Below are 15,386 nucleotides of genomic sequence, written 5' to 3' on the forward strand. Positions count from 1 at the left end.
GTACTATGAAAACGAGCGAATCCACAGCTAAAAACAGGTAAATGTGTTCTTCTATGACTGAACATTCAACTGATTACGAACTGGTTATTCGCCCGAAATATGGGCTTTTGGATCTGAACTGGCAGGAACTCAAAGAGTACAGAGAACTTCTGTTCTTCCTTGCCCTGAGAGAAATCAAGATCAGGTACAAGCAGACAATCATGGGAGCATCATGGGCATTACTGCAGCCTTTTTTTACAATGATAATATTCACTCTTATATTTGGGAGACTTGCAAAAATGCCTTCAGATGGAGTGCCCTACCCGATATTTTCATACTCCGGTCTTCTTCTCTGGACTTATTTTTCGAACGCTCTTACCCAGTCAAGCAATAGTCTTGTTGACAATGCCCCTCTTCTCTCAAAGGTTTACATGCCTCGGATATTCATACCGACTGCACCATGTATTTCAGGCCTTCTTGATTATGGAATTGCTATGAGCATTCTTGCAATAATGATGGTTTACTACCGATTTACACCTGGAATTTCAATACTCCTGTTGCCACTCATTATACTCCAGACATTCATGCTTGTATCTGGAGTTGGTTACTGGCTCTCGTCCATCTGTGTGAAATACAGGGATGTGAAATTCATTGTTCCGTTCTTTGTTCAGTTACTGATGTTTATATCACCAGTTATATACCCTACAAATATTGTGGGTGAGAACCTTAAGTGGTTACTTTACCTGAACCCCTTGACAGGGTTAATAAGTGCCCATCGTGCATGCTTGTTAGGACATACCTCTGTGGATTTTTTTAGCCTTGGAATTTCGGCAGTGCTGACGATAGTGATTTTTTTGAGTGGGATACTGTACCAAAAGCGTACAGAGAAGTACTTTGCGGATTTGATTTAAATGGCGGCGTCAAAAAAAAAAGAACCAATAATTGAAGTAAAACATCTATCGAAACAGTACAGCATTGGTGTGGACACAACTTACAAAACTCTATCTGAAAGTGTTACTTCTGCTGTGAGGCATCCAATAAAGGCGCTAAAGGACTGCCGCAGATCGAATAATACATTCTGGTCCCTTAAAGACGTAAATTTCGAGGTTGAAGAGGGACAGGTCGTTGGCATTATTGGCAGAAATGGCGCGGGTAAGAGTACACTTCTTAAAATCCTCTCACGTATCACATACCCCACAGAAGGAGAAGTTAGGATGCGGGGACGCGTAGGAAGCCTCCTTGAAGTAGGAACAGGTTTCCATCCTGAGCTTTCTGGCAGAGAGAATATCTATTTTAATGGTGCCATTCTTGGAATGAAAAAGAAAGAAATCGATGAGAAATTTGATGAGATCGTGAAGTTTTCAGGTGTCGAAAAATTTCTGGATACGCCAGTTAAACGATATTCAAGTGGTATGCAGGTTAGGCTTGCTTTTTCAGTTGCTGCACATCTGGAACCTGAGATACTTATCGTGGATGAGGTACTTGCTGTGGGAGATGCAGCGTTTCAAAAGAAATGCCTTGGAAAAATGAAAGATATATCAGAAGGAGGTAGAACAGTTCTTTTTGTAAGCCACAATATGGGAGCAGTTAATAATTTGTGTGATTTCGCCTTTTTGCTGAATAAAGGAGAACTTCAATATCGTGGTCCAGTAGAACAGGTCACAAGTTATTATCTTAATGAGGAAATCTCTGATAAAAAAGCATTCTCTTCTAATAGTGTTTTGAAGTGGGCACAAGTACAGCAATCTGGAACAAACATTGAGCTTATAGTAGAATATGATTTCAAAATCAAACCTTGTACTCCTCACTTGGGATTTGTGATTAATGACAGCTTTGGAAACCATATTTGTGGATTAAACCCTTCTAACGACAGAGTAAAGCATGATATTGATCCTCAAAAAAGCGGCAGAATAAAGGTAGTTTTGAAATATCCAAAGTTATTAAACGGTACATATAGTGTTTCGTTATGGTTCGGAGATGGACTTACAGATTATTTTTGTGAACTTGAATGTCTCACTTTCGAAGTTATTGACATGGTAAAACCACTTAAAGAGCCTCAAAGTTCTTCAGTTGGCAGCGCGTTTCCAGAGTGTGAATGGGTTTACGAATAAAGTGATATCTAATCTGTGTTTAATTGATATGAATTGCTCACAACTTCCAATATGCTAATAAATATACATATATGGACAAGAATTCCTAAATAGGAATTTGTGGTAATTGAGTTGAAATAATTGAAGACACCTTGGGTCAAGTTTGGAAACATCTATATGATCATGAAACGATAAAGTCAAGGATACTGTTCGAGACTGTAATCGCCAATCCAAGCATATTGCGAAAAAAGATCTTTTTTAAAAATAGATTAGCTTATATGCAAGATGAAGCCTATGCAGAAGACTATGGATTATGGGTTCGTGCTGCAAAAGTAGTTAAACTAGCAAATCTACCAAAATTTCTTAGATATCATAGAATCCACAAGTCAACTTCATTTAGGTTTAAATGCATGGAACTTGTGTAATGAATCTGAATTGAGCAAATTAATAATTTCGTCGCCTGTTCAAAAGATCAAATTTATATTAAAATATATAATTAAATGGACTTTAATTAAATACATTTAAAAATGTGAAAATGGATAGCGTCGCGAATTTGCTGTAAAGTCGAAGCCACATTTTGAATGCTATCCAAAAATAATTTTATTGATGTAGATTCTGTCTTACACCTCCTTGAGATTCACAATTTTTGAGAAAGCTCGTGTAGCCTCAATCAAAATAATAATAATAATAATAATAATAATAATAATAATATCAAAAAAGGTATCGAGTTTAGGGATTACTTGAATATCATGAAGTTATAGTTAAAGAGTTCCTGAAAAGGTAAGAATATGTCTTTTATGATTTCCGTCACAGTTTGTACTTACAATCGATGTGATCTACTCGAACAGATTATGCAAACTCTCATAAACCAAACCCTTAAAAAAGAATTATACGAAATAATAATTGTTGACAATAATTCAAAAGATAATACATCCAATATCGCCGACCAACTAATTAAAAACAATCCAGAAATAAATATCCGGTACATCATCGAAACCAAGCAAGGTTTATCCCATGCTCGTAACAGAGGCTGGAAAGAAGCAAAAGGAGAATATGTCGCGTACATTGATGATGATTGCAAGGCATCTGAACAATGGTTAGAGGTAGCTAAACGCATTATCGACCAGCATTCTCCAGCGATTTTTGGGGGTCCTTATTATGCATACTATAATTCGGCAAAACCAAAATGGTTTAAAGACAGTTATGGTTCCCATAAATTAGGCGACGAAGCGCACCTGATGGACCAGAATGAATTTGTAAGCGGTGGAAATATTTTTTTTAGAAGATCTCTACTTCAGAAAATTGGCGGTTTTGATCCAAAATTGGGAATGACAGGGAATAAAATAGGCTATGGAGAGGAAACGGCATTACAGATTTATGTTAGAGAGTCAATGCCTAATGAATTAATATATTATGATCCAAAACTTTATGTATATCATCTGGTAAGACCAGAAAAAATGTCTTTAAAATGGAGATTACACCAAAGTTTTTCTGACGGACGTTATTCATTTCTTGTTTTTCAGACAGCTAATGAGAAATCAAAATACAAAAGTCTAATTAAATTTTTATATTCAGTTTTGCCGATCCTATGTGCTATCGTAAGAATACTCTTCCGTGATAGGAAGCAATATCCATATTTTGAAAATTACATATATGAACGAATATCTCCCTATATTGCAAGCTTTGGAAAATCATACGAACAGTTTATTCAAAAGAGATAAATTTTGTAAGCGATCGAAATGGAGAGTATTTTTTCTAAAAATTTCCTTTGGCACAACAGTTTTCAATAGCGAACCTTTACTTGCTACTGCTTGAGGTCACTATATCCATTTTTCACGAAATTGTTGTTGTAGAAGAGCAAATGAAATTTTGCAGCTATCGCTACACGTGATGGTGATTATATCGACGGTACCTTAGAATATCTTTTCCGCTTTAAAAAAGGAGATCTTTAACTTGAAGCAAAAGTTTCCTTCCTCGACATGTTCAGGTGAAAGCCTGAATGTAGCAGGTGGAGAGAAATGTATCAACTGTAACAATTTTCCATTCCTGCTAATGTATATCTGCATTCACCCGTAATTATTATATTTGGATACCTTGGAGCTTCCAACGTGGAGCAGGGCACTGCGAAAAAGAAGAGAAACAGCTTAATCCAAGTCTACAAGCCGTGTAACTAATTTATGTTTTGGGATAGACTCATCGTTTTTTCAGGAGCCTAACCGAAAAGTATACATTTGCATTCGGTTAAGGAATCTGTTAACGTTAAAATGACTACTGCAATTACCTATGCATCTCGGTTTACATTAATAGGTTTACAGAAAAAGCAACAAAAATGGATGTTAAAAAATGTATTGTAATGAACTTGCTCCCATAGTTCTTTTTGTCTATAACCGTCCGTGGCATACACAACAAACTGTGGAAGCATTGCAGAAGAATGAGTTGGCAAATGAAAGTGAACTCTTTATTTACAGTGACGCTCCTAAAAATAAGCAAACAATAAAAAATGTTACTGAAGTACGTGAGTATATCAAAAAAATAGATGGATTCAAAAAAATCACGATCATAGAGCGGGATAAAAACTGTGGATTAGCAAATTCGATCATCGATGGTGTGACAAAGACCGTAAATGAATACGGCAGGGTTATTGTATTGGAAGACGACCTTGTGACAAGCCCTTATTTCTTGCGCTTTATGAATAATGGATTGGAGTTCTATCAAAAAAAACAGAAAATTATGTCTATAAGCGGTTATACTTTACCGCCAACCTGCATGAAATTCCCCAAAAACTTTACAGATGATGTGTACTTAAATTATCGAAATTCATCATGGGGATGGGCTACATGGGCTAACAGATGGAATCTTGTCGACTGGGATATCAAGGACTTTAATCAATTCATAGAGAATCCAAAACAGCAAAAACTCTTCAATCAAGGAGGAGATGACTTAACAGATATGCTCAAAGCCCAAATGGAGGGAAAGATTGACTCCTGGGCTATACGATTTAGCTATGCTCATTTCAAGCAGCAAATGTATTCTGTTTGCCCTCGCTATTCTTATGTTAATAATATCGGCCTCGATGGAACGGGAACGCACTGCGGAGTAACAGATGTTCTTAAAAACGACGTATCAAAAGCAAAAAAAACTTGTAATTTCGTAAAAGATATTAAGTTACATGAAAATGTTATGGAAGAATTCAAGAAATATTATAATAAAGAATCTCTTTCTGCTAAAGAAATTAACAAGTTATTAAGTATTTTGAGCCGTGGGCGTGAGTTGTTGAAAACCATAATCAACAGTAACTCTCTGCACTTTCCATAAACTAGGAGATAACGTTCATTTCCTAGAATTGACGAATGACTTGTGTACACAACTGAGTTTCGAACTTGTTAAACAAGATGCATTGTCCGTAGGTGTCTTATTCCAAAATTATTTAGTTTTTTTAGTTTTTTAGGCAGTTCATTAATAGTCAGTTGATATTTCCCAGAAATTTACATATTTGCATTCCGCTCTCATTTCTGTTTTATGTACGCTCAATTTTCGATATGTAGGAAAGCTTAGAAAACAGATACAACTAATCAAAAATACTCTAAGACAAAAACATCAACCACCTAATAACGCACGACTAAAGTTTACAATATATACATAAAAATTGGTATGTGTCAATCATTGTAATTTTAGCACTAAATAATTTTTTATGTAGGAATCATTCTCTAATACACAACAACTCATTGGAAGCAAGATTTTTAAGTAAAGTTGAATTATTATTAGGGATTTATAGATAAATATATTAAATAGTTATCGTGTCTTACCATGTAGTCATTCACGGTAGTTTATCAAAAACCTGATAAATTATAAGGTCTCTTTAAGTGAGACATGAACCCATTTTTACACAAAGCAGAGGGTGATTCGATAAGCCTGCATTCCGCAGTATTTATTCAAAAATCAATGTTTTCCTGCTAGCGTGTTAAAAACGTTTTTAAATAATTGATAGTTGAAATAGAACTTGGTGAAATTAAGTGATATCTTTTTTGGTCTCTAGATATGCCACATTTGCTTTTAACTTCTGCACAGAAATTCAATAAATTCGGGTAAGATTGAAAGTCAACAACAGGAAAAATTATGAGTATTCTAGAATTTACTGCGAACAGTGGGATAAGTAACTCAATGCTTAATATTCTTCAGGTAAGCACATCTGACATGGGAGGTGGCGCTGAAAAAGTAGCATGGGATCTCTTTCAATCATATAAGGAGCTTGGTTACCAGTCAACATTGGCAGTTGGCACTAAAAGGTCTAATGATCCAAATGTTTTTTGCATCCCTGATTCAGAATATCGCAATCATATTGCAAGATTTTTTATTTCAATTAGTTCTCATATCGAGTCATCCATGGGGAAAACTTCTACTATTGCAAGAATCGGTGAAAAAATTAAATTTGCTGGCGAACCCTGGGGAGTAATTAACAGGTTAAAAGGTCATGAGGACTTTGATTATCCTGGTAGTGTTCATATCCTAAAGTTGACTAAAGATAAACCGGATATTCTCCATCTCCATAATTTGCATGGAAATTACTTTGATCTACGAGCTCTTATTGAGCTGAGCAGCCAGGTTTCTGTTGTACTCACTCTGCACGATGCCTGGCTCCTCAGCGGTCACTGTGCCCATTCTTTTGAATGTGAAAAATGGAAGACTGGATGTGGAAACTGTCCTGACTTAACAATATATCCCCGAATATCAAAAGATGCAACATTATATAACTGGCAAAGGAAGAAGAAAATTTTTGAACAAAGTCGTCTTTATGTTGTTACTCCCTGTCAATGGCTTATGGACAAAGTCGATGAATCAATATTAAAAACAGGAATTATAGATTCTTGCATGATTCCCAATGGTGTAAATACGAACATTTTTAAACCGTACAGTAAAGCAAGTGCAAGAGAAGAACTGGGGTTGCTACCTGATGAAAAAATTGTTCTCTTTGCAGCTAATGGTATCCGAAAAAATATATGGAAAGATTATAAAACATTAAAATCATCTCTTTCTATAATTTCAGCCAATAACAAAAAGGTTTTGTGTATCGCGCTTGGAGAAAACGCACCTTCAATAAATATTGGTTCAGTAGAGATAAGATTCATTCCGTATCAGCGAGACCCTGAGCTCGTTGCTCGCTACTATCAGGCTGCTGATGTTTATGTTCACCCAGCAAGAGCGGATACATTTCCAAATACAGTTATAGAAGCATTAGCTTGTGGAACTCCTGTTGTAGCCAGCAAAGTGGGTGGTATTCCAGAACAGATTATAGAAGGAAAAACTGGTTATCTTGTTCCAGAAGGAAATGAGAATAAAATGGCTGAAAAGATAATCTGTCTTCTAGAAAACGAAAATCTCAAAACGAAAATGGGACATGAAGCTGCAGAAGATGCTATAAAAAGGTTTAGTTTGGAAAGAATGGTTAATGATTATCTCAAGTTTTATGAAGCTATTATCAAAAATAACGGAATATTACATTAGAAGCTTTATACTACATCTCTTTAATTTGATAGATTGAATTAAGGATCTTCGTGGTCTTGAGTGGATAACTCATATATTTCTCTAGAATATAAGAGAATATTGACTTTTCGCTTTTTTATTGGGACTGAAAATAATTTTTTATATAGGAAGCGGTTACATCCAAAACATAACTATCTATCTTAGTTTGATTTTCTACGATATTTGTTTTCATCTTTATATGTTTTGAATCCACAATCAATAAGAGCTACTATAAATAGGACTTACGCACTTGATAACCAAAATAAAGCACAATCGACTTTGGGTATAAAGTTATACTTTAAATAATTTAACGCTTAAAAAACTTAATTACTTTTCATTTCAAATGCGGAAACCCTATATAAATTACCCACTTGAAAGCGAAGAACCAAATTATTAATTAGCAATAAGATAAAATCTGAATTGACACTAAAAGGATTTGAGCAGAGAAAAACATAGTTAGGAAAATAGCAATTGAAACGATTCAGTACCAAAATCCAATGTTGAACGTAAAATTAAAAATCACTATATTTTTATTGGTTACAATCCGTGTATTATACTCTCTGATTGAGGTTTTTATATATTGAATATGAATTTTGAATGGAACTGAATTATTCTTACGAACTAAGATATTCAATCCAGAGATACAAAAATCACTAGATTTTGCAACAGAACCATTGAAACACTTAATATTTATAAATATATCAAAGAGTATATTTTTTGATTTGACACGAAAAATTTCAATCTTAAGGTAAGATTATGAATCCAAAAGTCTCAGTAATAACAGTCTGCTATAACGCTGATGAATTTATCGAAAATGCAATTAATAGTATTTTGAAACAGACATACAAAAATCTCGAATATATTATAATTGATGGCGCCTCAACAGATAATACAATATCAATAATAAACAAATACAAATCTAAGATAGCATTTTTCTTAAGTGAACCTGATAATGGTATTTACGAAGCAATGAATAAAGGAATAAAAGCCGCTACTGGTGACATATTATATTTTTTAAATTCAGACGATCTACTTTATGACGAATATGTTATAGAAAATGTTGTTAAAATATTTGAGAAAAATAAAGATCTTGAACTTATTTATGGTCCTATAATTATTAGAGATCCTACTACAAATGAGTCTTTTATTAAACTGAATGATCGTATAACGAAATCTTTCTTTATTTATAATGGTATTTGTCAGCAAAGCACATTTTATAAGGCTGATGTTTTTAAAAAATGTGGTCAATTTAATGACACATATAAAATTGCAGGAGATTATGAGTGGTTTTTGAGAGCATTTTATAAATACAACATTAAAAGGCAATACTATGAGAGTATAATAGCAATATATAATAATGGAGGTATATCCAGTACAGATGAATTTTCAAGTCTTCACACAAAAGAAAGAGCAAAAGTCATAAAAGAATATTTCAATATATTTGAAATATATAAATATAAATTATTATTACCGTTTCGCAAATCTGCTATAAAAAAGTTACGATGAATGTTGGTTTGAAATAACTATGGAGAATTTCAGTAAGTCTTTGATTTCTACAAATTATTATATGATAAGCCATTCCAAAGCTCAAAATTGCTTATCGAATCGTGTATTCTGAATAATCAACCGAGTATTTGAGAATAGAATTGGTTTTGAGATGAGCTCTATCTAAAAAGCATTAAGTAAAATCTTGATTATAAGATTCTAACATCATATAGAGACAAAAAGGTATAAGGAAATAATATGCTTGATCAAAAACAAGGAAATAATATGCTTGATCAAAAACCAAAAATAAGCGTGATAATCCCAACATACAATCGGGCACATTTAATACCTAGAGCCATAAAAAGCGTTCTAAACCAGACTTACCAGGATATAGAAATCATTATCGTCGATGACAATTCAACAGATAACACAGAAGAAATTGTAAAAAATTTTAAAGATATAAGACTGAAATATATTCGCCATAATATAAATAAAGGAGCTTCAGCTGCAAGAAATACAGGGATTAAAGCGTCTAAAGGAGAATATATTGCATTCCAAGACAGTGATGATGAATGGTTTCCGGATAAATTGGAACAACAAATAAAAGTTTTTGCCGACGGTGATCTAAAAGTTGGAGTTGTTTATTCTGGCTTTTACAGAATTGAGGCTGATAAAAAGACATATCTACCAAGTGATTTTTATGTTCAAAAAGAAGTAAATATACATAACGAGCTCCTCAAAGGAAATTTTGTTGGAACACCAACAGTTCTTATGAAGAAAGAATGTTTTGAAAATAAAAGATATTTTGATGAGAACCTTCCTGCTTTAGAAGATTGGGAATTATGGATTGAACTCTCAAAATATTATATATTTAAATATATCAAGAAACCTCTTTTATATTCATATTCTACGCCTAATAGTATCAACCTTAATGAAAATAACATGCTCAAAGCTCACGAGATTATTTTACTCACACATTTAGATGATTTTAGTAAAGACGGAAAAAATTTATCTGAACACTATTACGATATTGGTACTGGGTTATGCTCAATTGGTAATTTCAATAATGGAAAAAATTATTTAATAAAATCATTAAAGGCAAATTATTTAAATTTTAAAACTATATCGGTTCTTTTTGTTTTACTCTTTGGTCATAATATTTATTTTAAGTTTAGAGATTTACATCGAAAAATAGGGCATAGAACATGAATCCAAAGGTTGCCATTATAATTCTTAATTGGAATGGTTGGAGGGACACTATAGAATGTTTGGAATCTATTTTTCAGATCGCATACCCCTTATACCAAGTTATTATAGTAGATAATGGCTCAAAAGACGGTTCTTTACAAAAAATAAAAGAATATGCACAAGGAAAAATAAAAATCAAATCTGAATTTTTTCAGTTTTCCCAGGAAAATAAGCCGATTTATGTCAAAGAATATTTTAAGGATGAATGGGAAACTTCAGTTCCGATAAAAGAAAATATGAAAAACCCGGCTTCAAGAAAAAATTTAATTCTTATAAAAAATGATAATAATTATGGCTTTGCTGAAGGAAATAATATTGGTATTAGATTTGCTTTAAACAACCTTAATCCGGATTATATTCTTTTACTTAATAACGATACAGTTGTTGATCCTAATTTTTTAAATGAGTTAGTAAATGTGGCAGAAAGTGATTCACATATAGGAATATTGGGGCCAACGATATACGAATACAAAAAACCTCGGGAAATTCAATCAGCCGGGGCAAAAATTTATTGGAATAAGGGTGAAGTAATTAACCTGACACCACATGAAAATAAATACTCGGATCATTCTGAAAATGTCGACAGCGTAATCGGTTGTGCATTACTTGCAAAAAGTGAATTGTTCTATAAAATTGGGTACTTGAATAAAGATTATTTTGCATATTTTGAAGAGACTGAGTGGTGTGTACGTGCTCGTAAGGCATCATATAAAATAGTTTACGTGCCAAAAGGAAAAATCTGGCACAAAGGTGGTGCTACAAGCAACAAAATAACCGGTTTTACTCTATTCCATCATACAAGGAATAAGTTCTGGTTTATGAAAAAGCACTCATCAAAAAAGCAATATTTTTCTTTTTTAATTTATTTTTTTGGATTTCGGGCCTGGATGGTCATTGGTGGCATCTTGTACCATCAAAAAGGCAGGGAGATTTTGCCATCTTTTATTTCTTTCTTAAAAGGTATTCGGGATGGAATTTTGACTTAAGGTTCCAACTCTTTATATACTTTTAAAGTTTTTTTTGCAGAATTATCCCAGCTAAACATTTTTGACCTTTTTAGTCCTTTTCCAATCATTTCTTTTTTGAGATCATCATTTGTTAAAACATCATACATTTTTTCAGCAAACTTGTTAATATCATATGGATCTACAACTATTGAAGCTTCTCCCACAACTTCAGGTAAAGAAGAAGTGTTTGAGGTTATAACAGGTGTCCCGCAAGCCATTGCTTCCAAAGGAGGCATCCCAAATCCTTCATATAAGGAAGGAAATACGAATAAGTCCACAGCATTGTATATTTCTGCTAGTTCGATCTCTGAAACATATCCCGTAAATATAACATCTTTCTGTAAGTTAAGAGATTCTATCTGTTTCAGGAGCTTTTTTCTTACTCCAGGATAATTTGGCATCCCTACTTTTAACAGTTTTACCTGTGGAATCATATCTTTTAGCTTGCTGAATGAATTTATAACCAGTTGGATATTTTTTCTCGGTTCTTCAGCTCCAACATATAAAATTACTTTTTCGCCCTTGCCAATATGATATTTTGATAAACATTTTTTATTTCGATTTGGATAGTACAGATGGTGATTTACAGCAGGAGGTATGACCTCTATATTTTCTTCAGGGTACTTTATGTACCTACTAATATCTTTTTTAGAAAATTCGGATACAGTAATTATTTTTTCTGCTTTTCTCAATCCTTTTGCATTAAGTTTCCAAACCGGGTCTCTGGTATTGTAATATGCTATAGGTATAATATCGTGGCAGGTAACAATTGTTTTTTTTAAATTTATTAATTCCAAGAGAAATGCGAGATCCTGGCGAGTCACATGCTTAACATTATTTTCAATTACTTTCTTTTTCACAATAAACGGATACGCGAAATATTGGACGATCCTGTTAACCCCAGTTATTTTTGATATATCAGGATATTCTATCCGATTTAGTTTGATATCTTCTAGCCTTTTATGGATTTCACTTTGATATTTTGACATCCCGAATATTTCGTCTGTCTTCAGGCCGTTTATATAATCAATTTCCATATTTCAGTTCCCCAGAAACCCGGAATGATTTGTAAAATTTCTTAGTTTAGAAGAAAAATTTATTATTATCAGAATAATTTATTCCGTACCCTGTATGTACTGTTTCTCAATTCTAGCTGAAACTTCATCCCAATCTATTATGTTTTTATCTATCCCAGAATTCTCTATTTTTCCCTTTTTCTGAATTTCCTTCAGTACTCCAGCCACTTTCTCCTTTGAAACCGGACTTTCAATCCCGATACATTTCCTTCCGTCAACAAACTCCTCAAGTGCGCTCCCTTTTGCCACTATACACGGAGTTCCCGCAGCCAGTGCCTCAGCAACTGTTATTCCATATGCCTCATGAGAAGAAAGCATTAAAAATATATCTGCATCTGCATAGCATTCAAGCAGTTCTCTTCTTGACAGATCTTTTAACCATTCAACCTTTTCTTCCACCCCTAAACTTTTAGCCATATTGTGAAGCTCAGCTTCGTAAGGCCCCTTTCCGATGATCCTCAACCGGAAACCCTGAAGTTCAGACAAACTCTGGATAATATACTGTACTCTTTTGTATTCTTCCAGGCGACCCACATAGAGAAGAAGCTTTTCTCTTCCGGCTTTCCGGTTTGAGTTTATTTCCAGCTGTCTCAACCCTTCGAACTCTTTAAGATTTATTCCGTTAGGGATTTTTACGGTTTTTGCGGCAACCTCAAAATCTGATTCTACAAGTTTCTTTTCATACTCTGAGACACATATTACGGAATCTGCCCTAGAAAAAATTATCTTCCCGAGAAGCCTGTACGGTTTGTGCAGTAAATTCCTAAACGCGGTATGGCCATGCCGATGATAATGGGGTGTGAATACAAATTTTGCACTGTGCTTGCCCAGGGATGCGAAGAATGCAGGAAAAGCATGATAACTGTGTGCATGAATTACATCATAATCGTGCTTTTTGAGATAAGTGTAAATTTGAGGAGCGAAGTAGTACGCATTTCCAGGAGCAAAAGATCTGAACCTTATAACCTTTACTCCATTTATTATCTCTCTCGTGCCCAATTTTCCCGTGGGATCAGTTGTTATAACCTCCACATTATTCCCTGCTTTAACCAGCCTTTCACTAATTTCTTTGACGTGAGTTTCCACTCCACCTATGTCAGGAGAATAACGGGGACATATCTGGGCTATTTTCAAGGCTGAACCTCTTTCATACTGGAATTTATGTGGAGTAATGCATTAGTTTAATATAAAGATAATGTAATAGTTTAGGCAAATGACATCTAATAAAAGCGTTTGCATAGTCGGACCTTCGAAGCGTTTTTTGAGCGGTATCAGTTATTATACTATCCGTCTGGCAAATGCCATGTCTGTGGAAAAAGACGTTTCGGTTATCTGCTTCCGGCAGCTGCTTCCAACATTTCTTTTTCCTGGAAAATCCCATGTCGGAAAAAATATTTCCGACTTGAATTTTTCACCCAGGATTCCTGTCTTTGACGGCATGGACTATAACAATCCGCTGACCTGGGTTAAAGCATACCACTTTCTTAAAGCGCAAAAGCCGGATATTATAGTCTTGCAGTGGTGGACCTCCTCGGTTGCGCATATGCAGCTTCTGATAAAGATGTTTGCAGGTTTGCTGCATAAACCAAAAATCATTATTGAGTTTCACGAAGTTGTAGACCCTTTTGAAGAATCAATACTTCCAATCCGTTTATACTCAAAAATAACAGGAAAACTGCTTCGTAAAAACCTTGATGCATATATTACTCATTCCGAATCCGATAAAAAGCTTGTTGCAAAAAGATACTCTATTCCCCCTGAGAAAATCCATGTGATCCCGCATGGACTTTATGATCAGTATGGGAAATCGCTTGACATAAAAGAAGCGAGAAGAAATCTCTCAATAAAGGACGATTTTGTTATACTCTCTTTCGGTTTAATTCGAAAGTATAAAGGAACTCCCTACCTTATCAGCGCTTTTGAACAGCTACCCCCCGAAATTCTCGAAAAAAGCAGGTTGTTAATTGTCGGAGAAATCTGGGAAGACCGCAAGGAATTACTTGACCAGATTAAAGCTTCTCCTTTTCATGATAAGATAACACTGGTAGACGAATACGTTCCTGACGAAAAAGTAAACTTGTATTTCAGCGCTGCAGATGTGGTAGTCCTGCCTTATCTGAGAGCTTCTCAGAGTGGAATTGCGCATATCGCCATGTCTTTTGGAAAACCGGTTGTTGTTTCCGAAGTGGGTGGCTTGAAAGAATCAATGGCTAACTATGAAGGCACTTTTTTTGTACCCCCTGCAGATGTCGATTCTATCAGGGAAGCTATTCTCAGCCAATTTGGAGAGAGAAAGCATTACGAAGCTCCTGACCAGAAATGGGATAGAATTATAAACTGTTACATAGAATTAATACAATCTGTTTAATTTTCTTTTTCATAATTTTATCTTAATTTATAATGTTCAATTTATAAAGGGGATACTATGAGTTCTCAGGATCGTCCTGTATCGTCATTCAAAGATGAAATCAAATTCAGCTGGCCTTATACTCTGGCAGTTGCGATAATCGGTTTTGTGTCTCTATGGATCAGAATACTTCCTTCAGATAAAGTGTTTTTACCTGGCGGGATTGTTAAGTTCACAACCAATGATGCCTGGTACCACATGCGTACCTTAAATGTCCTGCTTGAAAATTACCCCCATAGGATATTTTTCAATCCAATGACCAACTATCCTAACGGGAGTTACATACATTTCGGTCCATTGTTCGATCAAATGATGGCAATTACCTCCCTGATTCTTGGAATGGGACACCCCAGTTCTCAACTGGTTAACACTATAGGAGCCTATTTCCCTGCCGTGCTCGGAGCCCTTACTGTCATTCCGGTTTACTACATAGGAAAATATCTTGGAGGGCATAAAACCGGGATTCTGGCTGCAATCCTGATAGCGTTTGCTCCAGGGCAATTTCTGGCCCGTTCAATGATTGCTCATACAGACCATCATGTTGCAGAGTCACTGTTCAGTACGTTCTTCATGA

At 34.7% G+C, this 15,386-nt stretch carries 12 protein-coding genes; 10 read left to right on the top strand and 2 right to left on the bottom strand.

From position 1 onward, the window contains the following. The first annotated feature begins 53 nt into the window (after positions 1-53). From BP621_RS13950 to BP621_RS13985, 8 genes are all read left to right on the top strand, one after another. Entirely contained in the window at positions 54-890 is an 837-nt protein-coding gene (locus tag BP621_RS13950; protein ID WP_292391022.1) for an ABC transporter permease, read from the top strand. Next, positions 891-2,090 carry an ABC transporter ATP-binding protein gene (locus BP621_RS13955; RefSeq protein WP_292391024.1) on the top strand — a complete coding sequence of 400 codons (1,200 nt, stop codon included), beginning with the start codon at positions 891-893 and terminating at the stop codon, positions 2,088-2,090. A 767-nt stretch (positions 2,091-2,857) separates the two neighbouring features. After that, positions 2,858-3,790: a glycosyltransferase gene (locus BP621_RS13960; protein WP_292391027.1), complete on the top strand. Its 933-nt coding sequence runs from the start codon at positions 2,858-2,860 to the stop codon at positions 3,788-3,790. 622 nt (positions 3,791-4,412) lie between these two features. Beyond that, positions 4,413-5,384, top strand: a complete 972-nt coding sequence (locus BP621_RS13965) for a glycosyltransferase (RefSeq protein WP_292391029.1) — start codon at positions 4,413-4,415, stop codon at positions 5,382-5,384. An 801-nt stretch (positions 5,385-6,185) separates the two neighbouring features. Next, positions 6,186-7,571, top strand: a complete 1,386-nt coding sequence (locus BP621_RS13970) for a glycosyltransferase (protein ID WP_292391030.1) — start codon at positions 6,186-6,188, stop codon at positions 7,569-7,571. Positions 7,572-8,345: 774 nt separating this feature from the next. Then, a complete protein-coding gene (locus BP621_RS13975; RefSeq protein ID WP_292391032.1) occupies positions 8,346-9,095 on the top strand; it encodes a glycosyltransferase family 2 protein in 750 nt (249 codons plus the stop codon). Positions 9,096-9,332: 237 nt separating this feature from the next. After that, positions 9,333-10,283, top strand: coding sequence for a glycosyltransferase family 2 protein (locus BP621_RS13980; protein WP_292391034.1), 951 nt, complete (start codon positions 9,333-9,335; stop codon positions 10,281-10,283). Beyond that, positions 10,280-11,308, top strand: coding sequence for a glycosyltransferase family 2 protein (locus tag BP621_RS13985; protein WP_292391036.1), 1,029 nt, complete (start codon positions 10,280-10,282; stop codon positions 11,306-11,308). Before BP621_RS13980 ends, BP621_RS13985 begins: the two co-directional genes overlap by 4 nt. Here BP621_RS13985 and BP621_RS13990 read toward each other — a convergent pair. Continuing rightward, positions 11,305-12,366: a glycosyltransferase family 4 protein gene (locus BP621_RS13990; protein ID WP_292391039.1), complete on the bottom strand. Its 1,062-nt coding sequence runs from the start codon at positions 12,364-12,366 to the stop codon at positions 11,305-11,307. The two genes, BP621_RS13985 and BP621_RS13990, sit on opposite strands and share 4 nt — an antisense overlap. Before the next feature lie 78 nt (positions 12,367-12,444). Further along, positions 12,445-13,539 carry a glycosyltransferase family 4 protein gene (locus BP621_RS13995; protein ID WP_292391041.1) on the bottom strand — a complete coding sequence of 365 codons (1,095 nt, stop codon included), beginning with the start codon at positions 13,537-13,539 and terminating at the stop codon, positions 12,445-12,447. A gap of 79 nt (positions 13,540-13,618) precedes the next feature. Between BP621_RS13995 and BP621_RS14000 the strand changes: the two genes are divergently transcribed. After that, complete coding sequence (locus tag BP621_RS14000; RefSeq protein WP_292391043.1) at positions 13,619-14,773, top strand: glycosyltransferase; 1,155 nt, start codon at positions 13,619-13,621, stop codon at positions 14,771-14,773. 57 nt (positions 14,774-14,830) lie between these two features. Further along, a partial coding sequence (locus BP621_RS14005; RefSeq protein ID WP_292391046.1) for an STT3 domain-containing protein occupies positions 14,831-15,386 on the top strand: 556 nt, incomplete at its 3' end.

The sequence above is a fragment of the Methanosarcina sp. UBA5 genome (genome assembly GCF_002505485.1).
Taxonomy (GTDB): domain Archaea; phylum Halobacteriota; class Methanosarcinia; order Methanosarcinales; family Methanosarcinaceae; genus Methanosarcina.

What these genes read in the sequence shown, in the direction of transcription:
- BP621_RS13950 (WP_292391022.1), top strand. Translation starts at nt 54, where the DNA reads ATGACTGAACATTCAACTGATTACGAACTGGTTATTCGCCCGAAATAT.
- BP621_RS13960 (WP_292391027.1), top strand. Translation starts at nt 2,858, where the DNA reads ATGTCTTTTATGATTTCCGTCACAGTTTGTACTTACAATCGATGTGAT.
- BP621_RS13990 (WP_292391039.1), bottom strand. Translation starts at nt 12,366, where the DNA reads ATGGAAATTGATTATATAAACGGCCTGAAGACAGACGAAATATTCGGG.
- BP621_RS13970 (WP_292391030.1), top strand. Translation starts at nt 6,186, where the DNA reads ATGAGTATTCTAGAATTTACTGCGAACAGTGGGATAAGTAACTCAATG.
- BP621_RS13980 (WP_292391034.1), top strand. Translation starts at nt 9,333, where the DNA reads ATGCTTGATCAAAAACAAGGAAATAATATGCTTGATCAAAAACCAAAA.
- BP621_RS13985 (WP_292391036.1), top strand. Translation starts at nt 10,280, where the DNA reads ATGAATCCAAAGGTTGCCATTATAATTCTTAATTGGAATGGTTGGAGG.
- BP621_RS13965 (WP_292391029.1), top strand. Translation starts at nt 4,413, where the DNA reads ATGTATTGTAATGAACTTGCTCCCATAGTTCTTTTTGTCTATAACCGT.
- BP621_RS14000 (WP_292391043.1), top strand. Translation starts at nt 13,619, where the DNA reads ATGACATCTAATAAAAGCGTTTGCATAGTCGGACCTTCGAAGCGTTTT.
- BP621_RS13955 (WP_292391024.1), top strand. Translation starts at nt 891, where the DNA reads ATGGCGGCGTCAAAAAAAAAAGAACCAATAATTGAAGTAAAACATCTA.
- BP621_RS13975 (WP_292391032.1), top strand. Translation starts at nt 8,346, where the DNA reads ATGAATCCAAAAGTCTCAGTAATAACAGTCTGCTATAACGCTGATGAA.